General features: G+C 53.9%; 21 protein-coding genes and 1 tRNA gene. 8 read left to right on the top strand and 14 right to left on the bottom strand.

What is annotated here, in order from left to right; genetic code table 11:
• Nucleotides 1-45: 45 nt before the first annotated feature.
• Entirely contained in the window at nucleotides 46-897 is an 852-nt protein-coding gene (locus ACZ46D_RS05910; RefSeq protein ID WP_464929110.1) for a carbonic anhydrase, read from the bottom strand.
• 354 nt (nucleotides 898-1,251) lie between these two features.
• On the opposite strand from ACZ46D_RS05910, the gene grpE reads away from it, so the two are divergent.
• Both grpE and dnaK read left to right on the top strand, forming a co-directional pair.
• Nucleotides 1,252-1,806 (top strand): nucleotide exchange factor GrpE, encoded by a 555-nt coding sequence (gene grpE / locus ACZ46D_RS05905; RefSeq protein WP_464929109.1) that lies wholly within the window; start codon nucleotides 1,252-1,254, stop codon nucleotides 1,804-1,806.
• A 39-nt stretch (nucleotides 1,807-1,845) separates the two neighbouring features.
• Nucleotides 1,846-3,753 carry a molecular chaperone DnaK gene (gene dnaK, locus ACZ46D_RS05900; RefSeq protein WP_464929108.1) on the top strand — a complete coding sequence of 636 codons (1,908 nt, stop codon included), beginning with the start codon at nucleotides 1,846-1,848 and terminating at the stop codon, nucleotides 3,751-3,753.
• A 67-nt stretch (nucleotides 3,754-3,820) separates the two neighbouring features.
• On the opposite strand, the gene ACZ46D_RS05895 is transcribed toward dnaK, so the two are convergent.
• From ACZ46D_RS05895 to ACZ46D_RS05865, 7 genes are all read right to left on the bottom strand, one after another.
• Nucleotides 3,821-5,464 (bottom strand): UshA-like (seleno)protein, encoded by a 1,644-nt coding sequence (locus ACZ46D_RS05895; RefSeq protein WP_464929107.1) that lies wholly within the window; start codon nucleotides 5,462-5,464, stop codon nucleotides 3,821-3,823.
• Between the two features lie 44 nt (nucleotides 5,465-5,508).
• Nucleotides 5,509-6,837 (bottom strand): replication-associated recombination protein A, encoded by a 1,329-nt coding sequence (locus ACZ46D_RS05890; RefSeq protein WP_464929106.1) that lies wholly within the window; start codon nucleotides 6,835-6,837, stop codon nucleotides 5,509-5,511.
• A gap of 124 nt (nucleotides 6,838-6,961) precedes the next feature.
• Complete coding sequence (locus ACZ46D_RS05885) at nucleotides 6,962-7,762, bottom strand: DUF3786 domain-containing protein (protein WP_464929105.1); 801 nt, start codon at nucleotides 7,760-7,762, stop codon at nucleotides 6,962-6,964.
• Between the two features lie 9 nt (nucleotides 7,763-7,771).
• Nucleotides 7,772-8,362 (bottom strand): hypothetical protein, encoded by a 591-nt coding sequence (locus ACZ46D_RS05880; RefSeq protein ID WP_464929104.1) that lies wholly within the window; start codon nucleotides 8,360-8,362, stop codon nucleotides 7,772-7,774.
• 11 nt (nucleotides 8,363-8,373) lie between these two features.
• Entirely contained in the window at nucleotides 8,374-9,063 is a 690-nt protein-coding gene (locus tag ACZ46D_RS05875; protein WP_464929103.1) for a PP2C family protein-serine/threonine phosphatase, read from the bottom strand.
• A gap of 109 nt (nucleotides 9,064-9,172) precedes the next feature.
• Nucleotides 9,173-11,425: a protein kinase domain-containing protein gene (locus tag ACZ46D_RS05870; protein WP_464929102.1), complete on the bottom strand. Its 2,253-nt coding sequence runs from the start codon at nucleotides 11,423-11,425 to the stop codon at nucleotides 9,173-9,175.
• A gap of 194 nt (nucleotides 11,426-11,619) precedes the next feature.
• Nucleotides 11,620-12,372 (bottom strand): FHA domain-containing protein, encoded by a 753-nt coding sequence (locus ACZ46D_RS05865; protein WP_464929101.1) that lies wholly within the window; start codon nucleotides 12,370-12,372, stop codon nucleotides 11,620-11,622.
• Between the two features lie 387 nt (nucleotides 12,373-12,759).
• Here ACZ46D_RS05865 and ACZ46D_RS05860 point away from each other — a divergent pair, with 387 nt between their 5' ends.
• Entirely contained in the window at nucleotides 12,760-14,253 is a 1,494-nt protein-coding gene (locus ACZ46D_RS05860; RefSeq protein WP_464929100.1) for an HDOD domain-containing protein, read from the top strand.
• A gap of 51 nt (nucleotides 14,254-14,304) precedes the next feature.
• On the opposite strand, the gene ACZ46D_RS05855 is transcribed toward ACZ46D_RS05860, so the two are convergent.
• Nucleotides 14,305-15,732 carry a beta-barrel assembly-enhancing protease gene (locus ACZ46D_RS05855; protein ID WP_464929099.1) on the bottom strand — a complete coding sequence of 476 codons (1,428 nt, stop codon included), beginning with the start codon at nucleotides 15,730-15,732 and terminating at the stop codon, nucleotides 14,305-14,307.
• Nucleotides 15,733-15,895: 163 nt separating this feature from the next.
• On the opposite strand from ACZ46D_RS05855, the gene recN reads away from it, so the two are divergent.
• Nucleotides 15,896-17,572: a DNA repair protein RecN gene (gene recN, locus ACZ46D_RS05850; RefSeq protein ID WP_464929098.1), complete on the top strand. Its 1,677-nt coding sequence runs from the start codon at nucleotides 15,896-15,898 to the stop codon at nucleotides 17,570-17,572.
• A complete protein-coding gene (locus ACZ46D_RS05845) occupies nucleotides 17,569-18,567 on the top strand; it encodes a thiamine biosynthesis protein (RefSeq protein ID WP_464929097.1) in 999 nt (332 codons plus the stop codon). Before recN ends, ACZ46D_RS05845 begins: the two co-directional genes overlap by 4 nt.
• 11 nt (nucleotides 18,568-18,578) lie before the next feature.
• Here ACZ46D_RS05845 and ACZ46D_RS05840 read toward each other — a convergent pair whose 3' ends face one another.
• The gene (locus ACZ46D_RS05840; RefSeq protein ID WP_464929096.1) at nucleotides 18,579-19,949 is read right to left on the bottom strand and encodes a sigma-54-dependent transcriptional regulator; all 1,371 of its coding nucleotides are present in this window, start codon (nucleotides 19,947-19,949) and stop codon (nucleotides 18,579-18,581) included.
• A gap of 140 nt (nucleotides 19,950-20,089) precedes the next feature.
• Here ACZ46D_RS05840 and ACZ46D_RS05835 point away from each other — a divergent pair.
• Nucleotides 20,090-20,165 (top strand) — tRNA-Thr (locus tag ACZ46D_RS05835).
• Between the two features lie 112 nt (nucleotides 20,166-20,277).
• Here ACZ46D_RS05835 and ACZ46D_RS05830 read toward each other — a convergent pair.
• From ACZ46D_RS05830 to ACZ46D_RS05815, 4 genes are all read right to left on the bottom strand, one after another.
• Entirely contained in the window at nucleotides 20,278-20,478 is a 201-nt protein-coding gene (locus tag ACZ46D_RS05830) for a cold-shock protein (protein WP_464929095.1), read from the bottom strand.
• A 106-nt stretch (nucleotides 20,479-20,584) separates the two neighbouring features.
• Nucleotides 20,585-20,785 carry a cold-shock protein gene (locus ACZ46D_RS05825; RefSeq protein ID WP_307633456.1) on the bottom strand — a complete coding sequence of 67 codons (201 nt, stop codon included), beginning with the start codon at nucleotides 20,783-20,785 and terminating at the stop codon, nucleotides 20,585-20,587.
• A 107-nt stretch (nucleotides 20,786-20,892) separates the two neighbouring features.
• Entirely contained in the window at nucleotides 20,893-21,093 is a 201-nt protein-coding gene (locus ACZ46D_RS05820) for a cold-shock protein (protein WP_307633456.1), read from the bottom strand.
• Between the two features lie 103 nt (nucleotides 21,094-21,196).
• Nucleotides 21,197-22,459 carry a DEAD/DEAH box helicase gene (locus ACZ46D_RS05815; RefSeq protein ID WP_464929094.1) on the bottom strand — a complete coding sequence of 421 codons (1,263 nt, stop codon included), beginning with the start codon at nucleotides 22,457-22,459 and terminating at the stop codon, nucleotides 21,197-21,199.
• Nucleotides 22,460-23,110: 651 nt separating this feature from the next.
• Between ACZ46D_RS05815 and ACZ46D_RS05810 the strand changes: the two genes are divergently transcribed.
• Both ACZ46D_RS05810 and ACZ46D_RS05805 read left to right on the top strand, forming a co-directional pair.
• Nucleotides 23,111-23,689 carry a BON domain-containing protein gene (locus ACZ46D_RS05810; protein WP_464929093.1) on the top strand — a complete coding sequence of 193 codons (579 nt, stop codon included), beginning with the start codon at nucleotides 23,111-23,113 and terminating at the stop codon, nucleotides 23,687-23,689.
• A 68-nt stretch (nucleotides 23,690-23,757) separates the two neighbouring features.
• Nucleotides 23,758-24,498, top strand: coding sequence for an RNA methyltransferase (locus tag ACZ46D_RS05805; protein WP_464929092.1), 741 nt, complete (start codon nucleotides 23,758-23,760; stop codon nucleotides 24,496-24,498).
• The last annotated feature ends 112 nt before the right edge of the window (nucleotides 24,499-24,610 follow it).

Genomic DNA, 24,610 nt, shown 5'->3' with positions numbered 1-24,610 from the left:
TGTGCCGGGTAATGGGGTATCTGTGTAGTCGATGGTTCTCTGGTGTTATTTCTTTCCGCCGTTCCCTTTTTTGGTGGGTTTCCTGGGTGTTGGTTTGCTCGGGGTGAGGGCGGACTTGGCCTCCTTGTTTGTCTCGTCCCACGACTTGCGGCCAACCATGCCAAGCAATCGCTTGTCCAGCCTGACAAGATGGTGCATGGCTCGCAATCTTTCCGGGTCGGTTTCCCCATTGATGTTGATGATGATCAAGCGATTGAGCCCGTGTCCGTATTGATTGTTCAGGTCGATCACCGCCCCGATTACCACCAGCCTGCCGTTTTCTATTCTTGGTCCGTACCGTTTCAAGGCCGTGTTTACTTGAAAATCAACATTCTTTTCCACCAGCACGGGCTCTGCCTGTGCCCCCGCGCCATTGCCGGCCTGTTCCCCCAGGGAAAGACGCAGGGTGTCGAGATCCCGGCGTAGGTCCGGCCCCAGATGACTATACCCTTTGGTGAAAAGCCGGAGGCTGTCGCTGTTGGTATTGCCGGTGATGAGCAGAACAGGGGAGAGGAGTTCGTTGACCCCGTAGTCAATAGCTCCGGCGGAGAGCAAAAATTGATTACCGAGATTTCTCACCGTATAGATGGTGTCAACCGGGTCAGGATAGAACAGGGTCGGTTGCACCCGGGCATCGCAATCCGCCAGCCAGGTAATGTGCGGGGTGCCTGGCGTCCGTTGCGGTTCGTCTGCCGGCCTGCTGGTCACAACCTGATCGTTGTGCCGGGCGATCTTTTCTGTCACGGCATAGGGGGGCAGCCCTGCGCGGAGCTTTTTGATGGGACGCATATCCGCGGCGCTAGCCAAGGGCATAAGGGCGACAAGCAATGAGAGTGGGAGAACTATTCCGAGGCGCATTGGTATTGGTCCTGGTGTTGCAAAATATTGGCGGATAGCGGTTACTGTCATTATCGGTGAATTCGCGAATGTCTAAAATTTTTTTCACGCACGGGATTATGCTGCCGGTGGAATACGGGATAAAGGTGTATCGTAATTACGTGAAAACAGATAGTTGCTGCGATCCATGCGTTGTCGGGCCGATTTTTGGGGTACTCGACAAATCCCGCCTGTTGTCTTGACAACGAAAAAGAGCATACTTATTGTTGGACACGAACTTGAAATTGCCTAGAAAAATCAAGTTATTGCAGATGGATACAGTTTAGAATCGCAGAAAGGCCCCGATGGGTTTATTGCGCCGGAAAGGAGATACGGGTGGCTGAGCAAGAAGAAAAACAAGAGGGGTTTGAACAGGAGAACTTGGGGGCAGATCAGGGCAAGGCCGAGGCGGAAGACGTCTCTGCTCAGTTGGCAAAGGCCCTGGAAAGAAACCTTGAGTTGGAGGACAAGTTGCTACGCATGGCGGCGGAGCAGGACAATTTCAGGAAAAGAATGCAACGCGAGCGGGAAACAGCGCTCAAGTATGCGGAAGAAACCATCCTGCGGGAGATTCTTCCTTCCCTGGACAACCTTGAGCGCGCCGTGGAGCAGTGCAAGTGTTCCCCTGAGGCTGATGCTGGGACTCTCCTGGCCGGGGTGGAAATGACCTGCAAGGGGCTGATCAATACCCTGGAAAAATTCGGGGTAAAACCCCTGGCTGGCGAGGGGCAACCCTTTGATCCGAATTTTCATGAAGCCGTGGCCATGGAAGCCAGCGCGGACGTGCCGGAAAACCAGATTTTGCAGGAATATCAGAAAGGATACATGTTTAAGGATAGACTTATCCGGGCGGCCAAGGTCGTTGTTTCAAAGGGTAATGTTGAAGAATAATTAAGGATGCTTCATCCCGTTAGGTAAGGAGAATATGAGATGGGAAAAATTATTGGTATTGATTTAGGAACGACAAACTCATGTGTCGCGGTGATGGAAGGCGGCGAGCCCAAGGTTATCGCCAATGTGGAAGGCAACCGGACCACCCCTTCGGTGGTAGCTTTTTCAAACAGTGGAGAGCGGCTGGTGGGCCAGGTTGCCAAACGGCAGGCGGTCACCAATCCGACCCGTACCCTGCATGCGATCAAGCGGCTTATCGGGCGCAAGTTCGGTGATGCGGAAGTGAAAAAGAGCATCGAGATCAGCCCGTTTCAGATCGTCAACGGTAAGGATGGTGACGCGGCGGTTGAGGTTGACGGCAAGGTTATGACCCCTGCCGAGATCTCTGCCATGATCCTTACCAAGATGAAGCAGACCGCGGAGGAATATCTGGGCGAGGAAGTTACCGAGGCGGTCATCACCGTGCCTGCGTATTTCAACGATTCCCAGCGCCAGGCCACCAAGGACGCAGGTCGGATTGCGGGGCTTAACGTGCAGCGGATCATTAACGAGCCCACTGCTGCGGCCCTGGCCTACGGCCTGGACAAGAAGGGCGAGGAAAAAATCGCCGTGTTCGACTTGGGCGGCGGCACCTTTGATATCTCGGTGCTGGAGATCGGCGACGGCGTGTTCGAGGTGAAATCCACCAACGGCGACACCTTCCTCGGCGGCGAAGACTTCGACATGCGCATTGTCAACTGGATTGCCGATGAGTTCAAGCGGGATCAGGGCATTGATCTGCGCACCGACAATATGGCCTTGCAGCGTCTGCGGGAAGAGGCGGAAAAAGCGAAGATGGAACTTTCCACCACCATGGAAACCGACATCAACCTGCCCTTTATCACGGCGGACGCCTCCGGGCCCAAGCATCTGCAGATGAAGCTCTCCCGCGCCAAGCTGGAAAGCCTGGTGGAAGATCTGATCGAACGGACGGTTAAGCCCTGTCAGATTGCCTTGAAGGATGCCGGCATCAATGCGGCGGATATCGACGAGGTGATCCTGGTCGGCGGCATGACCCGGATGCCCAAGGTGCAGGAAAAGGTCAAGGAGATCTTCGGCAAGGATCCCCATAAGGGCGTGAACCCGGACGAGGTTGTGGCCATCGGCGCCGCGGTGCAGGGTGGGGTGCTCAAGGGCGATGTCAAGGACGTGCTGCTCCTCGACGTTACCCCGTTGTCTCTCGGTATCGAGACCCTGGGCGGGGTGATGACCAAGCTCATCGAGAAGAACACCACCATCCCTACCAAGAAGAGCCAGGTTTTCTCCACTGCGGCGGACAGCCAGCCCGCGGTTTCCATCCATGTGCTCCAAGGTGAGCGCGAGATGGCGGCAAATAACAAGACCATCGGCCGCTTCGAGCTGACCGATCTTCCCCCGGCCCCGCGCGGGGTGCCGCAGATCGAGGTTACCTTTGATCTTGACGCCAACGGCATTCTTCACGTTTCCGCCAAGGATATGGGCACCGGCAAGGAGCAATCCATCCGGATCACCGCCTCCAGCGGCCTTTCTGAGGAAGAGATCAAGCGGATGCAGAAGGACGCTGAGGCCCATGCCGATGAAGACCGCAAGCGCAAGGAGTTGGTCGAAACCAAGAATCAGGCCGATTCTATGATCTATGCCACGGAAAAGAGCATGAAGGACTTGGGCGATAAGGTTGACAGCGAGACCAAGAACAAGGTCCAGGTCGAGATCGACAGCCTCAAGAAGCTCATGGAGTCCGACGATGTGGAGGCGATCAAGAAGGGGCTTGAGTCTTTGACCCAGGCTTCCCACAAGTTGGCTGAGATGATGTATGCCCAGGCGACCAAGGACAAGGCTGCGGAAGGCACAGAAGGCGCTGGCCAGACCGGTGGGACAAAGAAGGATGATGACGATGTGGTGGACGCGGATTTTGAAGAAGTGAAATAACCACCGCGTGGTGCAGTGATTTTAGGCCAGGGGACACATGTTCCCTGGCTTTTTTTATGTCCGCTGATCAGTCGCCGCCGCAGCGAAGGCGGGAGAGAGCCTCGCTGAAGTTGAATCTGTCGTCATGCTCGCCAATGTGGCAGCGCAGGCAGGTGTCCATGGTCGGCTGGCCAGCCTTGGCAGCTGCCGGCTGCAAGGTATGGGCGCGGGCCGGACCATGGCAGGATTCGCAGCCGACTTGGCGCAGGTCATGGGCAAGGGCGAGCATTTCCTGTCCGGTCTGGGCGGCGGGGCCGGTGATGTGGCAGGGCAGGCACTGCACATTGAACTGCTGCCCCTTGGCCTCCAAGGTGTCATAGGCTGTGGCATGTTGGGTGCCGCGCCATTTTGCAAACTGCGGGGCATGACAGCTGGTGCAGGCGGTGCTGCCGGCGTAATTTCCCGAAGGTTCTCCCTGCTTCTGGCTGGTACTGTCTGCAATTCTCGCCTTTGCCGCAGCCTTGCCGATCCGGTTCACCTCGCTGGTGGTCGCATCGACAATGGCCCGGATTGCCGGGTTATCCGGAAGTTCCTTGCGCATGGCTTCAAAACGGCTGCTGTAGGAGGAAAATCTTTGGCGGTTTGCCTCCCGCGTCTTCTGCTCACCGGTGAGGCGGCCAATCTCCTCATCCAGCAGTCGCTGTCTGGCAAGCAGGTCGTTATAGGCTTCAAGCACTTGGGGTTGGTCCTTGAAGGTCTGCCCTGGGTCGCCATGCTTGCGGTACCGGTTGATCTGCCATCCCAAACGGTCCATTTCGTTTTTCTTGTCTGTCAGCAGATTTTCGGCGCTGGTTTCTTCCCATCTCTTGCTCTGTTTGTTCCAATGCACCTCCAGGATGCCCACTGATTTGCCTTGGGCTTCCACCTGGGTGATCAGGGTGTTGTTTACCCGCTCCGGGGGGATATTGCCCTGGGTGCTCCCTCCCTGTAAAATCAGATGGATCTCTGGATGGGTCTCTGCAATCTTTCTATTTATTGCCGCAGGAAAGCTGGAAAGAAGAATGACCATCTCGGTCCGGCCACGGAGCTGGACGAGTTCTTTCGGTAAAACCTCCTCCCATGGGGCAATGACTGCGTTGTCTTTTTCGTTAAGGGGAGAGTCTGCACCTTGGCCAGTGAGGCCGATGACCGCGATGCGCATGCCTCCTGCCGTGATCAGGGTGTGCGGTTTGAACCAGGGCTTGCGCTCAGTGCGATTGAGCAGATTGGCGCTCAGCCAGGGGAAGCTTGCTTTTTTCTGGAGGGCGAGAAGGAAGGGAAGGCCTGCCGCGAGATCCTGCCTGGCGACGCCGACCGCGGCAAAGGACATCTTGCTGTATGCCGCGACAATTCCCTGTGCCGTAACGGCGAGCTGTTCGCGTTGATCCGGCGGCAATTTTTCATCCTTAAAAAGCAGGGCTCCGCTGTCGAGGGCAAGCACCGCTGTTTTTTTCCCTCTAATTGCCTCAAGCTGCTGTGCTTTCTTGGGCAGACCGCCCAATTGGTTGCTTTTTCAGCCGCAGGGCTCTGTTTCTCCCCGCACATCATTGGAAAAGAAGATGGTCAGATCGTGCTGTTCCCCTGTCTGCTGGCTGGGGGTGTGCGTCCGTTTTGGTGCGGCCGCTGATGCGGGCCCGGTGATGTTGAGCAGGGCAAGAAAGAAAAGCAGCAGAAAGGTGGCCTGTTTGTTCATCGTGATCGTGTGCTCCTGATCTTGGGTAGTTGCCTGAAAGAGGATCAGGCGGGTTGTTTTTTTCGATCCCGCAGCAGCTGCCGCCATTTGCCAAGGCGGTCCCGGATCACTGCTTCATACCCCCGGTTGGCGGGCTGATAATAGGTTTTTCCTTCAAGTTCGGCCGGTAGGTGATGCTGATCCACCAGGGCATGGGGATCGTCGTGGGCATACTGGTAGCCCTGGCCATAGCCGAGATCCTTCATCAGTGAAGTCGGCGCGTTGCGGAGATGGAGCGGCACCGGCAGGCTGCCTGTGCGTCTGATGTCGTGCATTACCGTGTTATAGGCGGCATAGATGGCATTGCTCTTGGGAGCGGTGGCAAGATAGGTTACGGCTTGGGCCAGGGCCAACTCTCCCTCCGGAGTTCCCAAGGTCTGATACGAGTTTCTGGCATTCAGGGCAACCGTAAGGGCCTGCGGGTCCGCGTTGCCGACATCCTCCGAGGCGAAACGGATCAGGCGGCGAACCACGTACAGGGGTTCCTCCCCGGCGGCGAGCATCCGGCACAGCCAGTAGAGGGCGCCGTCCGGATCGCTGTCCCGCAGGCTTTTGTGCAGGGCCGAGATCAGATTGTAATGCTCCTCGCCGTCCGCGTCATAGCGCAGGCTTTTGCGCTGGATGGCCTCTTCCACCGTGGCCAAGGTTATCTGCCGCGTGCCATCGGCATCCGGTTCGGCCAGATTGGCGGCGATTTCCAGACTGTTCAGCAGACTGCGGGCATCGCCGTCCGCAATCCTGGCCAGGTGGGCGGCAGCCGCAGGCTCCAGGGTAATCTGCCAGGCGCCCAGCCCCTGTTCCTTATCCGTGATGGCCCGTTGGAGAATGGTTTGTAGATCATCCGGGGTCAAGGGGGCAAGGACCAGAACCCTGCAGCGGGAGAGAAGGGGGGCGATAACGTGGAAAGAGGGGTTTTCGGTGGTTGCGCCGATGAGGGTCAACAGGCCGCTTTCCACATGGGGGAGAAAGGCGTCCTGCTGGCTTTTGTTGAAGCGATGGATTTCGTCCACGAAAACGATGGTGGCGGTGTTGCGCTCTTCTTTGGCCGCTTGGGCCTGAGCCACTATTTCCCGGATCTCCTTGACCCCGGAGAGTACGGCGGAAAAAAAGGCAAAATCAGCGCCGGTTGTTTGGGCCAGGATTCGGGCCAGGGTGGTTTTGCCGGTGCCGGGCGGACCCCAAAGCACCAGGGAGGGCAGGTATTTCTGCTGGATGAGCCGCCGGAGAAGCTTGTCCTCGCCCAGCAGCTGTTTTTGCCCGACAAAATCATCTATTGTTTGCGGACGCAAACGTTCTGCCAGGGGGGCGGTGTGTGGGGCAGGTTGTCGGGCCATGACTCGTTATCTGGCTGGTGGAGGAGATGAGGGAATCGATTTCAAAAAAATAGTATGCCAGGAATTTGACGGAATGTCATCAGCTGATCACGCAGCAGGGCAGGGAGCAAGCGCTCCGGATTTTTTACGCCAGCAGGAAGGCAAGGCGGTCTGCCAGACGTTCCGCCGAAAAAATCAGGGATTCCAGATCGAGAAAATTCAGAACCTGGCGATCGAAAAGAACCTTGACCTTGGCGGGAAATCCGTCTTCTGGTTCTTCCTCCCAGTAGACAAGATATTGCGGAATCTTGGGCAGGACCGGGATGATGCACCCCAGCGTGGCCGATGGCGTCGGGTGCGCTACACCTCCTAACCGATTGCAGGCCGAGATGATTGCCTCGGCAGCAAGATGGGCGAAAAGCTCTGCCAATCTATTTTCGCAATAGGTGGCAAGGGTTCTTACCTTGGAGATGGAGTTGGGCAGAGTTTCCAGCCCGATCCAGTCCAGGGTGGGATCCGCGCCGCCCTGGGAGTGAATGTAATTGTAGATCAGGATCTGGTCCCTGGGGTCATCCGGGGTGCGCCCGTCGAGGAGGATTCCCTGCCGGCTTAAAAGCACCTCTTGGGCAAGAAACGGAAACGACAGGGTCTGGTTGTTTGCGCCACAGAGGGTGGCGCCCAGCGGGGCGGCAATACGGGTGAAATCCAGGCCGGAAATCTTATCTTTGAGGTGTTCGATAAGGGCGAGATCGCGTTGCCCGGAAAGTTCCTCCAGGGGCCCTCCCTGTTCTGGCACAACATTGAGGCCGGTGGTTTCAAGATAAGGGCACTTGCCAAAGGCCTCACCACTTTTTGCGACCGCTGCGGAAAAGGCGAGGCAGGTCGGGTAGCCGCATTGACCGCAATTGCTCTTTGGGGTTCGCTGGACAATCTCGTAGGGGTTCATGGGAGCGGGCTACTTATGTTTTTTGTGACAAGCCTTGGTGAGGTCGTTCACTTTTTCGGCCTGCTCCAGGGCGGTGCGCATATCCCCCTTGCGGGCGTAGGCCAAAGCCTCTCGCAGGGCCGTAAGGCAGATAAGCCACTCTTCATGCCAGGCCGGTTCAGAGAAAACAGTATAGTTTTCAAAGGCGGCAACAAGGGCTTTTTCTTCGGCAGGGGTGGGATTCTGCCCCTGCTCCAGCTTTTTGGACACGGTTTTCCAGAGGCTGCTAATCTCTTTTTTTATTTTTTTCCCCTCAGGCGGTCGCCCCTTCAAGCGAAACTCCTTGTCCTGCTGTGCCTCGCGGCTTTTTTCATAGGTCTGCATCCGGTCGGTGGTCAGGGTGGGCTCCTTGTCCGAATCCCGGAGGGGCACCTGAAAAGAAAGGGTGCAATACGCAGTGTCACCGGTGATCTTTTGTTTGGTTTTTATGAACAGGGGGTTCCCAATGGCGACCAGCCGGCTGCCAACCCGGAGTCTCCCCTGGGCAAGATCGTTGGCAAGGGCTCTGAGGTCGGCGGCGATATTTTCAAGGGTGTTCGGGTCGTTGTACTGGGCAGCCATCGTCTCTCGCTTTAATAAAAGATTACCAGGGCAGTGATGTTGTCGCGGCCGCCTTGCTCATTGGCGGCGGTGACCAGGGTTTCGCTGGCTTTTTCCGGGGTGGGGGCATTGAGGAGGATTTGCTCAATCCGGGTGTGGTCAACCATGTTCCATAGGCCATCGGAACAGAGGAGTATCCTGCTTCCCGGCCGTAAAATGTTTTTATGGTATTCCGGACCCTCAGGGAAGTGGAAGCCGATGGCTCTTGTTACCACCTGGCGGGGAATCTGAATCTCATTGTTGTTGGTGTCGATTTTGTTGATGTATGCCACGGTGGTATGATCGGTGGTGAGCTGCTGCAGGCTGCCTTTTTCAGAGAGATAGCAGCGAGCATCTCCGACGTGACAGGTGTGGAGGCGGTTTTCGTCAAGAAGACAGGCGACCATGGTGCAGCCCATGCCCTGCATGGTCTCATCGTCGGCGGCTTTGGCCATTACGGTCTCATTGGCGTGCTGGAAAGCGGCCAGCATACTCTGGTGAATCGCATCGTCGTTGCCTCGGATCTCCCCAATTTTTTCTTCCGAGAGGAATTCGAGCAGGGATTCGATGGCCAAGCGGCTGGCGATCTCGCCTGCATTATGGCCGCCCATGCCATCGGCGACCACGAAAAGGCGCCGGTTTCGCAGAGAGCAAAAGCTGTCTTCGTTATGGTCGCGGACCATTCCGGTGTCCGTGCGCCCATAAAAAGAAATACCTCTGGGCTTGCTTTTGCAGATTTTTCTTAAAAAAGCGAACATCATGCACGATCCGTTGTTTTCCCGACCGGGGAAATTACTCAAAATGAAGTTGGTAGATTACCATCCAGAAAACAATAGCCCCATCTTTTCTTCCGGCAAGAAAGGTGTGGGGTTTTGGCCCGTGGGCCAGGCTGTATATGCCATCGCCTCTGCCGTCGAGAATGGAGAGGCATTCCCCGCTGTTACTGTCCCAGAGCTTGATGATGTCATCTTCACAGCCGGAGATCACGGTCTGGTTGTCCTGAAGAAACAAAGCGGAAGAAATGGTTTCGTCATGGGCCTTGATCGATTTGAGGCAGCGCCCGGTCTTGTGTTCCCATACTTTTAAATGACGGTCGGTGCCGGCAGAGACAAAGCGCTGGCCATCGGAGGAATTTGCCAGGGCGATAACCGGCATGGCATGGGCTTCAATGATTCTCGTGCATTCTTTGCCGTTTGTCTCCCAGAAGCGGACAGAGCCGTCTTGGCTCCCGGTTACCAGATTTAAACCGCTCGTTGTATAGGTAATGGCGCGGATAGCGCCGCCTTCCTTGATTGAGGTGGTCATTTCCGGACCGGTGCCAAGCTTGCGTATTTTCATGATGCCGTCTGCTCCGCCAGAAGCAAGGTAGCGGCCGTTTTCGTTGAAGGCTAAGGCATGGACCGGACCGTTGTGGGCAGTTTCCTTTGATTCCAGAGTGCCGGTCTTTGCGGAAAAAAGACAGATAGTGCCATCCTGGGCGCCTACGGCGATAAAATTGCTCTGGGGGCAGACAGCCAGCGCAGAAATAGCACTCCCGTCTTTTTCTAAGATAATGCCTTGCTGTGAGGAGATACCCAGGTCGTGAAGGATTATTTTCCCCCCGGGGCCAGCAGCAACAAATTTCTTTGTATTCGGGATATGGGCAAGATGTGTTGCCGGCCCTTCATCTCCACTCAGGGTCAGAAAACGTTGGACTCCCAGCACTTTCTTTTTTGTCCCTACCAGCAACAGCCTATGATAGACCATGTTGAAAATTTTGTCTTTTTTGAAGCTGCTGTTTTTCCAGGCCGTCATCAGGATGTCATGGCATGGGCCATAGCGTTTATTATCCAGATGGTCGAGGATGTTGCGCTGCACAGAAGAGTGGAGTTGCCCTTCTCGGAAAATTTCCAGGGAGTTTTTGGGGGTGCACAGACGAAATTCCGGGAACTGCTGTTTTTCAAGTTCGACCTTGTCAGCCACCATGCTGCGTTTGACCGCACCCTCCATCTCGGTGAGCCAGGGCGTCGTGGCGCCACGTTTCTTGGCTGTTTCAATCTGCCGGATAATTTTTGTTGCTTTTGTCCCTGAGCGCCAGTTGAGCAAAATCATATTGTACACTGCTTCGGGAAGCATCTCGTTGACTTCAAGGGTCTTGTTCAGGCAGGCGGCAGCTTCTCTGCTTTCCCCCAGCTCAAAGAGGGAGACGGCTCTGTTGTTAAGGCCGTCCGCCCTGAGATCAATATTGCTGAGTTCCGCGTAAGGGCATGAAGTATTAAAGGCCGCGGTATAAGCCCCATTCAAGGCTTCTCGCATTTCAGCAAAATTTTGGTAACGGTCGTCTGGGTTAAAGGCAACGCTTTTGCGGAGAACATTTTTGAGTGCTGCGGAGAATTTGATATCCGGGGCCGCCGGAGTTGGGGTGGGTATTTTATGTTCGAGCGCATTGTTGGTAAATGGTTTCTTGCCGCAAAGCATGACCCAGAGGCACAGGCCAAAGGAGAAAATGTCAGTCCGCAGATCAACCGTGTGGGCGTTGCGCAGTTGTTCCGGGGAGGCGTAGCCGAGGGTTCCCCGAAAACCGATGGTTGCCTCATGATCTGCTGTATCAACATCGGGAACCAGGCCATCGCCTTTTTCCGTGTCCCCATGGGCAAGGAGGATGCCGAAATCGGTTATTTTCAACAAGGAGTTTTTGGTGATCAGGATATTTTGGGGTTTGATATCGCGATGGATAATGCCACGCTGGTGGGTAAATTCCATGCCGTGACAGAATTGAATGGCAAGGGACAGGGCGGTGCGGAGATTTCTGCAACGACCGGCCTTGATCCAGTCGGAAAGATTTCCGCCATCGACGAATTCAATGAAAAGATGGGGGATTTTATTGATGCCAAGCACATAAAAACAGGAGGCAACATTGGGATGCATACCCATCCGAACCCAGCTGTTGGCTTCCTTGAGTATCCGGTGCATGCCTTCACGGTCCGCAAGGACTTCCGGCCGGGGGGCTTTAATCGCCACCTTTATTTTCCAGCCGAGATGTTCAGAGATGTAGACGTTCCCCATGGATCCAGACATAACCTGTTCGATATGATAACGGTTAAGAATGGTATCTCCAGGGGCCCAGACAGGCACCTGAGGGATTTTAGGCGAGGGGGAAGGCTGTGGGGCTTTGGTGGATGCTTCACCTGGGATGCCGGTGGGGGCACCTTTTTTCCACTTGTTTATTTGGGTAAAGAGTCTGGAGAGCATCCGGGTGATTAATTGAACCTGATTTTTACGCTTTTGATTTGAATCATGTCGCCTTTGCGTAAGAGGCGTTCTTCTTTGATGATGACATCGTTGAGTTTGGTGTTGGCCCACGAGCGCTGGGGCACGATGTAATATCTGTCTTTCTTGCTCACCACATAGCACTGGGTTTTGCCGACAAGCCAGCCGGCAATGATTATGTCGCAGGACGGGTCTTTGCCGAGTTTTACACTGCTCTTCCCATCCAGGGAGAGCACGTTTGGCGTGGCAGAACCTTCAATTACCGTGAGCCTGTAAACTTCAGTTGCGGAAGGGGCCTTGGCCTGAATGGGTTGGGCTGCGGCCTGTTGTCGGGGAGAACTGACAAAAACAGTTGCTTCGTCATCCATATCCATGGCTGTGGCGTAGGATGACGAAGCATTTTGTTGGCTTGCCGCCGCCTGGAGCAAGCGAAATTTTCCGATGAAAATAACGTCTTTTTCCGTGACCGGCACCTTTGAGGTGATTTTTTTCCCGTTTACGGTAGTGCCGTTGGTGCTTTTCATGTCTGCCAGGTAATGGCGGCCATCGCGGAGTTCAATAGAGGAATGGTGTCTGGATATGGCGGTGTTGTCGATGACCACATCCGCATCGGGGCTGCGGCCAATAATGAGCTTGTTGCCTTCATGGGTAGTGAAAGTGGTAATAACCCGGTCATTGAGCATAATGGTCCAATCTGATTTGGTGTAATCCTCAAGATTGATCGTTCCGTCCTGCATCATCATTCTTTTCCGGGGGGCTCCATTTTATTGCCAATCGTTTGCCGGAATCTGCAGGTGCAGAAATATGGCAAAAGAGATGTTTCCTGTGTGTAGCGAAATGTTTTTCAGAAAAACTATTTGTTGCACTATATCAGAAAGTTGCATGGAATTAACTTGCCTGTTATGAACGTATCATATATCAGATAAGGGTGTAATAAAAAAACGTTACGCCTTTAGATTTTTTTTATAAATATTGTATAATTATAGTGGTACGTTAGAGGCAAGAGATGCTGGGGGCTGGGTTGTCCGAATTTTGGGTGGTTGCAAAAAAATATGACTGAGACCTCACCGCCGTCAAGCGGTAAACTTGCTGAAATATTTGCAAAAATGAACATGGGCGAGCTCCCGGCTATGTCCCATAATGTTCAGGAGCTGATTTCCCTCACCCACAGCAGTCGTAGCGCCGCGTACGAACTTTCCAAGGTTATTCTCAAAGATTATTCCCTTACCAACAAAGTTCTCCAAGTGGTCAACTCGGCCTATTACTCCCTTGGGCGCCCGGTGAATTCCATCTCCAAGGCGGTGACTATTCTTGGCTTTGACGCTGTTCGCGACCTTGCCACGGCCATTGCCCTGTTTGAGGATTTTCTTAAAACAGGCGTTGAAAAAGAAGGGATCAGTAAAATACTGACCCGATCTTTTTTAAGCGCCATGCAGGCCCGCGATCTGGCTGTTGAGAAAAACATCAATATCGTGCCGGAGGAGGCCTTTATCTGTGCCCTCCTCCATGATCTTGGTAAGATTATTGTCTGTATCTACCTGCCGGAAGTCTATCGCGAAATCGAACAGAAGGTGGCTGGCGGTATGTCCGAAGATTCCGCCACCCGACAGGTGCTTGAGGATCTGACCTTTGACAGGATAGGAGCCGAGGTCGCCACTTTCTGGAATTTGTCCGATAAAGTCAGCGCGTCCATGGATCCGGACCCTTCGGAGCCCAAAAATAGCTATGACACCCTTGGCTATCTGAAAAGCATCTCGAATTTTTCCAATAAACTTGTCAAATATATTTGCGAAGAAAAGGATATAGACGTTCTTGTCGGTCAGTACGGGGAGTTGCTGTCCATTAATAAGGAAGAAGCCCTGGAGATGGTCAATAAGAGTGTAGAGGCCTCCGAGGATATTTCCGAATCCATTCGGTATGGGCTTTCCAAGTTGAAGATCCGTAGCCGGTTGCGGGGCATTGAAGAGGCCATCAAGGATCCTGCCCTGGCAGCAAAAAAGAAGAAAAAAAGGGTTCAGGAGGCGGAAGCAAGAGGCGATTTGGCGGAAAGAAAAAACGAGGCCGAGGAAGCAGGGGAGGGTATCCAGGAGTTAGACGAGCTGCCCATCAGTCAGGATAAATCCATTAATGATTTTATCCATGATATTACCGAAACGCTCATGGGGCCGTTCAACCTTAATGATTTTTATATCAATCTCTTGGAGGGGCTTTACCGGGGCATTGGTTTTGACCGGGTGCTTCTCGCTGTGATCAGCGTGCAACCAACCCGCCGGGTTTTGGTCGGCCGGTTTGGCTTGGGAGATATTGACCCGGCCGGAATCGCTCGATTTGAGCACGATCTCGCCCCGAGTGGTTACATTATTCCCAAGTCTCTCAAGGCCTGCAAGGATATGGCCATCCCTGCCAACACTCCGGACGCCTTTCCCGAGAGCCTTAAGTTTTTTGTGAAAGACCGGACGGTGTATCTCTTCCCAATCTGCCTCGACGATAAACCCATCGGCCTGATCTATCTCGATCGAAAAAAGGGTAGGCCAAAACTTGATGCTAACCGGATCAAGGCAACCCGCTTATTCCGTGATTTTGCGGTGATGGCGATCCGTAAACTCCGCAGTCGCAAGCAGTAGCATCACGAAGTTCGTCTCCTTCCTCCAGCCCAACAGATCATTTTCCCGGTCTCACATCTTGTCGATTCGGTCGATTTTGCTTCTCAGTTCTTTTAGTTTGGGAAAGAGAGGATCCTTCTCGGGGAGATTTTTAAGCGCTTCCGTTATATGGTAGCGGGCCGAGAGACTTGATCCTTCATAATATTGATACAGGGCGAGATTGTAGTGTCCAAGGGCCTTGTTTCCAAGAGAGGCTCTGATTTTTCCGATTTCCTGATAGAGTTTTGCATAGGTTGGCATACGTTCGGTCAGGTTTTCATAAATGAGAACCGCCTGTGCAAGCTCACCTGTCTGCTGCAAGGCTTTGGCCAGATAGTAGGTGTTGTAAGTCTCGGAGGGATTCAGTCTGTTTATTTCCTGAAATATTTCCAGGGCCTTCTTTGTCTCTCCCGCTTCAAGCTTTATTCTGCCGAGGTCTGTTTTGAGAATGGGCCTGTCTGGAAAACGGTTTATGACTTTTTGGAGAGTCTCTTCTGCTTTTTGGAAATCACGGTTTGCCAGATAGGCTTGGGATAGGCCGAAAAAAACCATGGGATCGTTCTGCAGGGCGCCTGGTTCCTCCGCCTTGTTTTTCAGGATCGGTAGGATCGACTGCGTGTCCCGGGTGAGGGCCTGTACCCGGTATTTGAATCTCTGGTAGGCAAACTCATCCTGAACTTGGATTTTTTTCTGCGGATCCTGTAGGATGAGGTCTTCTATGTAGCCGATTCTGTTTTCCGGCTCTGGGTGGGTGAGCAGATAGGTGGGTACCTGTTTGCGGTGATAGCGGCTGACCCGGCGCATTTTTTTGAGCATATTCACCATGTCCGCCGGGTCGCGCTTTTCTTCTTGCATCCATTTGTAGGACAACCGGTCTGCCTCTTCTTCGTCCTCGCGGCTGAATTTGAGGTTTGCAGTAAGGCCGCCCGCCATGGAGCCAGTAACAACGGCTTGGGAAAGGGCACCCCCGCCGAGGAGCAGGCCTGCCAGCATCAGGGCGGTGGAGGTAGCATTGACTTTGCCCGATTTGCTGATTCTGTCCGCAATATGACGGCTGGCGGCATGGCCGATTTCGTGGGCGAGGACGCTGACCAGTTCTCCTTCGGTGTCGCACAGGTCAATGAGGCCTGAATGGAAGAAAATTAGGCCTGACGGGGCGGCGAAGGCATTGAATTCCTTGTTGTCGATGATGAAAAAATGATAATCAAAGAACTGTGGCCCAGCGAGTTGCAGGGTCTGTTGTCCGAGATTTGTTACATATTCCGTAAGGTCCGGGTCATCAAGAAGGGTGAATTCCTTGCGGATGATGGACAGGAGCTTTTCGCCGACTTCCCGTTCTTCCCCAATGCTGAAAGCCTGGGCTGGGGGCGGGGAAAAACCTGCCAAGGGCAGATTGCCGAGCAAGAAAACAGTGCAGATGATGAATGCGGTGAGGCGTCGGAAGGTGGTGTTGTGATTCATGTGAACTATTGAGATACCTACGATAGGAAACTTGTTTGATTCCATCTCTACGTATTTATATAACTATAATGACGAAGATCCGTTTACGCCACCATTTGTTCCGTTCTGCCGCACCGGCAGGTCAACCATTGCAATCTTCGGATAATCCTGTATAGAGAGCCATATGCTGAAGGAACTCATCATCACCAATCTTGCCCTCATCGAGAAACTGCATGTTTCTTTTGCCGAAGGACTCACGGTTCTTACCGGAGAGACCGGGGCCGGGAAATCCATCATCCTGCAGGCCATTCATCTGCTGGGAGGCGGTAAAGCTGCGGCCACCTGGATCAGAAGCGGGGCGGAGACGGCAACGGTGGAGGCCCTTTTTGAACTCAACCCCCAGCATGGAATCATCCAGGAAAAATTAGCGGAGATGGGATGTGAACCCGAGGCCGAACTGGTGGTCAAGCGGGTGATTTCCTTGAAAGGTTCCAGCCGGTATTTCATGAACGGCAGTCTGGCCACGGCCAAGGCGGTGGGCGAGGTGATGGAAAATCTGCTCAGCGTTGCCAGTCAGCATGATCATCAGCAACTGTTGCAACCCCGCAGCCATCTTGATTGTATTGACGCAGTCGGCGGTCTCTGGCCCCAACGGCTCATTGTTTCCCAGTGTTACGATACCTGGCTGGAGGCCAGGAAATCATATCAGGAGCTTGTGGCCAAGGAGAGGGACAAGGAACAACGTCGTGATTTTCTCACCTTTCAGGCCAGGGAGATCGAGGAGGCTGCCGCCAGCCCAGGGGAAGACGCCGCTCTGGTTCTTGAGCGTGACAGGTTGCGGGCCTCCGATGACCTGATCGGCCTTGGGAAAAAAAGCTGGCATCTTCTGGCGGAGGCGGTCAATACCCCCCTTTCCGCGGTGCGCAAAAACCTGACTCACATGGCTGCTTTTGATCAGAGCCTTGCGGGGCTTGCCGAAGAGGTGGCCGGGAATTGTTTTCAGCTGGAAGACCATGTGCAAACAATCCGCAACTATGTGGAGACCCTTGCCAGTGATCCGGCGCGGCTCGATGTGGTTACGGCGCGTCTTGATCTGTTGCAGCGGCTCAAAAGAAAATATGGCGGTGAGCTTGACGCAGTCCTCGCCTTTGGCCGGGAAGCAAAGCAGGAGCTTGCGGAAATCGAGGCGCTGGATGAGCGGCTGGCCTCCCTGGAGAAAGAAGTGCGTCAGAGCGAAACCGCCCTGGTCGAGGCGGCGGCGCTGCTTTCCAAGGGACGGCAGGCTGCGGCTCAGGAACTGGTCGGTAAGATTCGTGCTTCTCTGGCTGCTCTCTGTTTTGAGCAGGCGATTTTTGAGATCTGTTTCAAGGGGGAACAGAACGAGGAACTGGGGGGTATCTCCCGACTTGGTTGGGATCGGCCGGAATTCATGTTTTCCGCCAATCAGGGTGAGGAGCCCAAGCCCTTGGTCAAGGTTGCCTCGGGCGGTGAACTGTCGCGGTTGATGTTGGCCTTGAAGACCATCCTGGCCCAAAAGGATCAGGTCGATACGGTTATTTTCGATGAGATCGATGCCGGGATCAGCGGCAAGGCGGCAGAGGCGGTGGCCAGGAAGATTCGGGAGTTGGCTGGGCATCACCAGGTATTTTGCATTACCCATCTCCCGCAGATTGCCTCCCTGGCTGACGAGCATTTTCTGGTGCAAAAATCCGTGGTCGATGCCCGCACCAAAACCACGATTATCCCCTTGTCCCTTGAAAAAAGAGAGCATGAACTTGCTCGGATGCTGGATGGAGATTCGGTCAGCGAACAGACCCTGGCCTATGTGCGGACGCTCATGGAGCGGAAGGCGGTTTTATGACCCGTGCTTTGGCCCTTTTTTCCGGGGGCTTGGACAGCATCCTCGCCTGCCGGGTGGTGGCGGCGCAGGGGATTGCGGTACAGGCGGTCAAGTTTGTCACTCCCTTTTTCGGCTATGAACTCCTGGCCAAGGAGCAGGAATATGCCCAGATGGTCAGGGATAGCTACGGCATTGAGGTTGTCCTCCGTGATGTGAGCGATGCCTATTTTACGATGCTGCGCAACCCTCCCCATGGGTACGGCAAGAATTTTAACCCCTGCATCGATTGCAAGATTCTCTTGCTCCGGGCGGCGAAAATGTTGCTGCCGGAATTCTCCGCCTCTTTTCTGATTACCGGCGAGGTGATCGGCCAACGGCCGATGTCCCAGCGTCGCGATACCCTGCGGGTGATTGAACGGGACAGCGGTTGTACTGGCATTCTCTTGCGGCCATTGTGCGCCAAAACACAGGAACCGACTCTTGCGGAGCGTGAAGGTTTGGTGGATCGCGATCTTCTCCTTGATTTTAACGGCAGGGGGCGGCAGCCGCAAATACAGCTGGCCGAACAATTTGGCATTAAAGACTATCCCCGTCCTGCCGGGGGGTGTGTCCTTACCGAAAAGGATCAGGCAAAACGGATTGCTTGGTATTATTCCCGTTATCCCCAGGTTAGGCTTAATGATATCCGGTTGCTCCTCTTTGGCCGTCATTTTCAGCTGCCCCATGGCGGTTGGCTTGTCTTGGGGCGTGATGAAGCTGAGAATGTTCGGCTTGAGGCGCTTCATGATCCGGGTGATTTTCTGGTGCATATGCCCGAGCGGTCTGGGCCAATGGGGGTGTTGCATTCGGGGCACCCGGATGATTTTGTGGCGGCAGCCGGGCTTGTGGTTCGCTTCGGGAAAAAAATGATCGGGGAGTCAGCAGCGGCAACGGTGTTGTTTGCTTCTGGGGGAGAAGAGCGGTGTCTGATAGCGGAGCCTCTTGCCGATCAACTCTTCCAGGAATGGGCTCTGTAAGCGAAAGGTTTTCAGGTCAGGCCATACTTGTGCATTTTGCTGAGCAGGGTTTTGCGGGTGATGTTCAGGCGCCGGGATGCTTCACTTTTGTTGCCCCCCGTTTCCGCCAGGATGTTTTTGATGACGATCTGTTCCGCCTCTTCCAGCGATCCTGGGGGGGCAGCGGCAGAGGGAAGTAGCGTCTCGGTTTTTATGGCGAAACGTCGCACCGGGATGGGCAGGCTCTCTTCATCGAGATAATCGCCGCGCATGAGGATAATGCCCCGTTCGATGGCGTTTTCAAGCTCCCGCACGTTTCCGGGCCAGGGGTAGTTGAGAAGCAGGGCCATGCAACGGGGTGTAATACCTGCAACCTGGCGGTTGTTTTTCTTGGCAAATTTTTCCACAAAGTATTCGGCCAGGGCGGGGATATCTTCTCTGCGGTCCTTGAGTGGGGGAACGTGCAGGGTCACCACGTTGAGTCTGTAGTACAGATCCTCCCGGAAGGTGCCCTGGGCTACCTCTTCTTCCAGTCTACGGTTACTGGCTGCCAGGACGCGCGCGTCAACGGCAAGGGTTTCCTGCCCCCCAACCCGTTGGACCTCGTGTTCCTGCAAGACTCGAAGGAGTTTTGCCTGCATGCCCGGTGAGGTTTCACTTATTTCATCAAGAAAGATGGTGCCGCCATTGGCCTGGACGAATCTTCCCTCCCGCCGCCGGTCGGCTCCGGTAAAAGCGCCCTTTTCATGACCGAACAGTTCCGATTCCAGGAGATTTTCCACCAGGGCCGCACAGTTGACCTTGATGAAAGGACCATTTTTCCGGGCGCTATTGTGGTGCAGGGCCGCAGCGATCAATTCCTTGCCCGTGCCCGATTCTCCGGAAATAAGAACGGTAGCCTCGGTTGGTGCGACGTAGGATACCATTTCCATGAGTTCGCGCATCGGTTCTGAGCTGCCAATGATTCCCCCGGCGTCTATGACCGGTCCTTTATTTTTGCCGGAAGATTTTTTGTTTTCCTGGACTTGCCGGTGATCCAAAGCATGGGCCATGGTGAGTTTGAGCCGGTCAAAATCAAGGGGTTTAGTCAGATAGTCGTGGGCTCCGATCTTGATGGCCTCTACGGCGGCATCCACAGAAGAGTAGGCAGTCATGATGACTACGGGAATGGCTGGATTGTACGCATGAATTTGCCGCAGTGCTTCGATGCCGTCCAGTTTGGTCATGCGGACATCCATAAGAATGGCATCAAAAGGTGTGTTGTGGACAGCCTCGATGGCGGTTGTTCCGTCATCCGCTTCTTCTATCTGCCAGCCCCATTGCTTCAGCATGGTTTTCAGCATGATGCGATGGGTTTTGTCGTCATCGACGACGAGAATGGAAACCGGGCGGTTTTTTTTCATTGCTGCCAGCAAGCCTGAGGTGAAATTTTAGGTATTTTGCCGCGTGGGATACGGGAAGGGCTTGACACTTTTGGGTAAAGTTGATAGATGCAGAGCATCGTTTAAAATACGAAAAATATCGTTATCCTGCAAGGTATAACGCCAACGTAGCTCAGTTGGTAGAGCAACTGATTCGTAATCAGTAGGTCAGCGGTTCGATTCCGCTCGTTGGCTCCAGAAAAATGAATGGCTTATGGATTTATCCGTAAGCCATTTTTTTATTTCGGTAAAAAATACACAAAAAAAAAGCCCCGCCGAAGCGAGGCCTTAAAATATCATTCAACAGGTTTTAGCGTTGAACGACATTGGCTGCAGAGGGTCCCTTGGGGCCGTCGACAACGTCGAAGGTTACCCGGGCGCCTTCCTGCAAGGACTTGAAGCCCTGCGCCTGAATTGCGGAATGATGTACGAATACATCCTTGCCGCCGTCCTGCTCAATAAAACCAAAACCCTTTGAATCATTAAACCATTTAACTGTGCCTTCTGCCATCTTGTACTACTCCTTTGTGCTCGGTTCCACGTAGGAACCACGTTGTTATAAAGCCGAGATATCGTTTGATATCCCGACTGGAGGTTTGGTTGCCCAAACCGGTGTTTTAGAGTTGAACCACATTGGCTGCAGAGGGTCCCTTGGGGCCGTCGACAACGTCGAAGGTTACCCGGGCGCCTTCCTGCAAGGACTTGAAGCCCTGCGCCTGAATTGCGGAATGATGTACGAATACATCCTTGCCGCCGTCCTGCTCAATAAAACCAAAACCCTTTGAATCATTAAACCATTTAACTGTGCCTTCTGCCATCTTGTACTACTCCTTTGTGCTCGGTTCCACGGAGGAACCACGTTGTTATAAAGCCGAAATATCGTTTGATATCCCGACTGGAGGTTTGGTTGCCCAAACCGGGGGTTTTAGAGTTGAACCACATTGGCTGCAGAGGGTCCCTTAGGGCCGTCGACAACGTCGAAGGTTACCCGGGCGCCTTCCTGCAATGATTTGAATCCTTGGGCCTGAATTGCGGAATGATGTACGAATACATCCTTGCCGCCGTCCTGCTCAATAAAACCAAAACCCTTTGAATCATTAAACCATTTAACTGTGCCTTCTGCCATCTTGTACTACTCCTTTGTGCTCGGTTCCACGGAGGAACCACTTTGTTATAAAGCCGAAATATCGTTTGATATCCCGACTGGAGGTTTGGTTGCCCAAACCGATTTACCGTCGTTGTGCGGGAACCGGGATGCCAAAATCAAAGGACGAGGCCCTGGTGCGCTTGCTTCTCCCCGATCCGGCAGGGGCAGGTTTTTTTCTTATCGGCCTTTCGCCGCGAGCCTTGAGTGGTTCTTCAAGGTCGCAAGCCTCAGCGACAAAACCGATGACGTCTCTGCGGATCATTTTTTTGCCCAGGGTGCGCTCGATGGATAGGATCATACTGCCATCTTCGCGGGACGCCAGGGTAAGGGCTTCGCCTGTTTTGGTGGCCCGGCCGGTGCGGCCAGTCCGGTGTGTATAGGCTTCAACCGTGTCCGGTACATCATAATTGATAACATGTGAAATCCCGGAGACATCAATACCGCGCGCGGCAATGTCCGTGGCAACCAGAACCTTGAAGGTCCCATTTTTAAAGCCGTCCAGGGCCTGCTGGCGTTTCTGCTGGGACAGGTTGCCCTGAAGGGAGGTTGCGCTGTGCCCGGATTTTTCCAGGTGCAGGGCCAGGCTTTTTGCCTTGTGTTTTGTCTTGGTGAAGATCAGGGTTGTTTTCGTCTCTTCCTGGGCCATGATGCTTTTCAGCATGGCGGTCTTGTTCTCTTTTGTGACTTGGAAGAGCACATGGGAGATGGCCGTAACGGGCTCGGTGTGATTGATCTGGACGACTGCCGGGTTGTTCAGGATCTCTTCCGCCAGGTGACGGATTTCCGCCGGCATGGTGGCGGAAAAAACGAGGTTCTGACGCTGGGTCGGCAGGTGCTTCATGATCCGCCGGATATCCGGCAAGAAGCCTTTGTCAAACATATGGTCGGCTTCATCGAGAACCAGCACCTCAACGTCCCGGAGGTTTATGGCTTTGTCATTCAGGTGGTCAAGCAGACGTCCAGGGCAGGCAACGATGATTTCCGCCCCCTCTCTGACTTTTTTGATCTGGCCGGGCTTGCCGACTCCGCCATAGATAACAACACTGCGGAGTCTGGTCTGTCCGGCCATGGTGCCGATATTCTCATGGATCTGTTCAGCAAGCTCTCTGGTGGGAGCAACGATAAGCGCACGTACTTTTTTGCGGGGTCCGGCTTGCAGACGTTGCAGGAGCGGGAGCACAAAGGCTGCGGTCTTGCCGGTGCCTGTCTGGGCGAGGCCAAGGATATCGCGGCCAGCGAGAATGGGAGGCATGGCCTCGCGCTGGATGGGGGTTGGCGAAGTATAACCGCAGGCTTCAATGCCGGCAATTATCTGGGGATGAAACTGAAACTCTTCAAAACTCATTAGAACTCCTTTGTTCAATTGGCGATGCGGCGTAATGGGGCAACTGGAGCTGCATCGCGTAAAGCAGCGTCTTTCTCAAGACCACTGAGTATATTTTGTTATTTGTATGCATGCCGGAAGGTGCCAGGGATGACGAGGGAGTGTGCCAAGGGTAAAATCAACAATGTGTCAGTCCTGGATGTTCCACTTTAGCGAATATGTTTTCTGTGTATGTGGTCGGCAGAAACTTTACGAGAGACTGACGAAGCAGGGGGGAAATAACACGGCTGGATGGATATCATGAAGAGGTATTACTTCTATTTAAATTTATTTTCGTTTCAACAACATACTCTGCCTTTTCTTTTTGTGCAATAGGAAAAGTGGTGCGAGTGGAAATATTTTAAAAGCACAAGCCGCGGCGATAAGGGAGGGATAAGGTCGAAATTTTCTTTAAGAGGATATCTGCCATCGTGATGAGGATAAATCGTGGCGGGAGTAGCGGCTAGAGCCTTGTTGCGGCGTTGGGATCAAGGTGGAAATTTTTTGGGGCAGAGGGGTGGCTTGGTAAATCTAGAGAAATAAAGGGGTGGGTGTGGGGGGTGTCTTTGGGTATAATCAGAATCGTTGGATAAAAGGCGATAGCAAAAAAAGAAGAAGGGGATTGGGTGGTCTATGAAAATACGGACTTTTTTTGTCAGAGTGCTCTGCTGCGGCTATATAATGACGAGTTTGGGCTGTGCCGCCGCCGTAGTGGGCGGAGGAGCGGCCGGTGGGTACGCGGTGGGCACGGATGAGCGGTCTGCCGGGACGATGCTTGATGATGCCGCGATTACAGCCAAGGTCAAAACCGAGCTTATCAACGAAAAAAACGTCAAGGCCCGCAATATTGATGTTGATACTGTGGCGGGAGTGGTGGTTCTTTCCGGGTATGTTGATTCGCAGCAGGAGGCGGACAGGGCTGGGTTCCTCGCCAAATCGGTGCCTGGAGTTGTGCGGGTAAAAAATGAGCTCCGGGTTGGCTCCCGCACCATGGGCCAGGGTTTTGATGATAAGGTGCTTGGTGGTAAGATCAAGACGAGACTCATGGAAGAGCCCGGTATCAGATCGCTCAACATCGATGTGGATGTTTACTCAGGCACCGCCAATGTTACCGGTGCTGTTGCAAGTCAGGAACAAAAGAAAAAAGTGCTCAATTTGATTCGTTCCATGGAGGGAGTTAAGGGCGTCGTCGATAATCTGCAGATTCGCTGAATTCCGGGCCGTCCTTGTCCTGCCGTAAGTAATGATAACTTAAGCGTGTGTCGAAGAGGCTCCATTCAATGGCTCTGTCTTGTGGTAATCTTTGTGTTGTTCTGGTCGAGCCAAAAGGGTCGGGAAATATAGGCTCCGTGGCTCGGGTCATGAAAAATTTCGGCTTCGGCGAGCTGCGTCTGGTGCAGCCGCGGGCAAGCCATCTCGGAGCGGAAGCCCGCAATATGGCGGTATCCGCCATCGACCTTCTTGAGCGGGCCAAGGTGTATGAAAACCTGGCTCTTGCTCTGGCCGACAGGAACCTCGCTCTGGGCACGACCCGTCGCTTCGGCAAATATCGGGAGGAACTGCTGCATCCTGCCGAGGCGGCCACAACCATCGCGGCTCTGGCAAAAACCGCCAAGGCGGCAATTGTTTTCGGCCCTGAGGACACAGGGCTTAAGACCGAAGATCTGGATCTTTGTCAATACTGCCTCACCATCCCCACCCATCCCGACCTGCCTTCCATGAATCTGGCCCAGGCCGTGGCGGTCTGCCTGTATGAGGCTTCCTTGAAGTTTTCTGCTCCTGGTGAGGACAAGACGCGGGGGAAGCGTCCGGCCTTGGGGAAGAATCTGGAAGCCATGTTCGTGCAGATGCGGCAGGTGCTTCTCGAGGTGGGTTTTCTTAATCCGCAAAATCCGGAGCACCTAGTCCGCGCTTTTCGGCGGATGCTTGCCCGCCAGGGCTTGACCGAACATGAGGTGCAGATTCTCCGCGGCCTGTGGGATAAAATTTCCTGGCTGCATCGGGGGAAAGGCCCGTCCTGAAAGAGAAGAGCGACACCTGTCCGAACCCTTGCAGTCAGTCCGTTTCGGAAGGGGGGGTGGTGGGACAATAAAAAAAGGGTTTCGCAATGATGCGAAACCCTTATCTTTTTTC

The organism is Thiovibrio sp. Mzg5, from assembly GCF_055379285.1.
This window is presented reverse-complemented; position numbering and strand designations above follow the sequence as displayed.

What these genes read in the sequence shown, in the direction of transcription:
- ACZ46D_RS05910 (WP_464929110.1), bottom strand. Translation starts at nt 897, where the DNA reads ATGCGCCTCGGAATAGTTCTCCCACTCTCATTGCTTGTCGCCCTTATG.
- dnaK (WP_464929108.1), top strand. Translation starts at nt 1,846, where the DNA reads ATGGGAAAAATTATTGGTATTGATTTAGGAACGACAAACTCATGTGTC.
- ACZ46D_RS05890 (WP_464929106.1), bottom strand. Translation starts at nt 6,837, where the DNA reads ATGGCCCGACAACCTGCCCCACACACCGCCCCCCTGGCAGAACGTTTG.
- ACZ46D_RS05885 (WP_464929105.1), bottom strand. Translation starts at nt 7,762, where the DNA reads ATGAACCCCTACGAGATTGTCCAGCGAACCCCAAAGAGCAATTGCGGT.
- ACZ46D_RS05880 (WP_464929104.1), bottom strand. Translation starts at nt 8,362, where the DNA reads ATGGCTGCCCAGTACAACGACCCGAACACCCTTGAAAATATCGCCGCC.
- ACZ46D_RS05875 (WP_464929103.1), bottom strand. Translation starts at nt 9,063, where the DNA reads ATGGTCCGCGACCATAACGAAGACAGCTTTTGCTCTCTGCGAAACCGG.
- ACZ46D_RS05870 (WP_464929102.1), bottom strand. Translation starts at nt 11,425, where the DNA reads ATGGGGAACGTCTACATCTCTGAACATCTCGGCTGGAAAATAAAGGTG.
- ACZ46D_RS05865 (WP_464929101.1), bottom strand. Translation starts at nt 12,372, where the DNA reads ATGATGATGCAGGACGGAACGATCAATCTTGAGGATTACACCAAATCA.
- ACZ46D_RS05860 (WP_464929100.1), top strand. Translation starts at nt 12,760, where the DNA reads ATGTCCCATAATGTTCAGGAGCTGATTTCCCTCACCCACAGCAGTCGT.
- ACZ46D_RS05855 (WP_464929099.1), bottom strand. Translation starts at nt 15,732, where the DNA reads ATGAATCACAACACCACCTTCCGACGCCTCACCGCATTCATCATCTGC.
- recN (WP_464929098.1), top strand. Translation starts at nt 15,896, where the DNA reads ATGCTGAAGGAACTCATCATCACCAATCTTGCCCTCATCGAGAAACTG.
- ACZ46D_RS05845 (WP_464929097.1), top strand. Translation starts at nt 17,569, where the DNA reads ATGACCCGTGCTTTGGCCCTTTTTTCCGGGGGCTTGGACAGCATCCTC.
- ACZ46D_RS05840 (WP_464929096.1), bottom strand. Translation starts at nt 19,949, where the DNA reads ATGAAAAAAAACCGCCCGGTTTCCATTCTCGTCGTCGATGACGACAAA.
- ACZ46D_RS05830 (WP_464929095.1), bottom strand. Translation starts at nt 20,478, where the DNA reads ATGGCAGAAGGCACAGTTAAATGGTTTAATGATTCAAAGGGTTTTGGT.
- ACZ46D_RS05825 (WP_307633456.1), bottom strand. Translation starts at nt 20,785, where the DNA reads ATGGCAGAAGGCACAGTTAAATGGTTTAATGATTCAAAGGGTTTTGGT.
- ACZ46D_RS05820 (WP_307633456.1), bottom strand. Translation starts at nt 21,093, where the DNA reads ATGGCAGAAGGCACAGTTAAATGGTTTAATGATTCAAAGGGTTTTGGT.
- ACZ46D_RS05815 (WP_464929094.1), bottom strand. Translation starts at nt 22,459, where the DNA reads ATGAGTTTTGAAGAGTTTCAGTTTCATCCCCAGATAATTGCCGGCATT.
- ACZ46D_RS05810 (WP_464929093.1), top strand. Translation starts at nt 23,111, where the DNA reads ATGAAAATACGGACTTTTTTTGTCAGAGTGCTCTGCTGCGGCTATATA.
- ACZ46D_RS05805 (WP_464929092.1), top strand. Translation starts at nt 23,758, where the DNA reads ATGGCTCTGTCTTGTGGTAATCTTTGTGTTGTTCTGGTCGAGCCAAAA.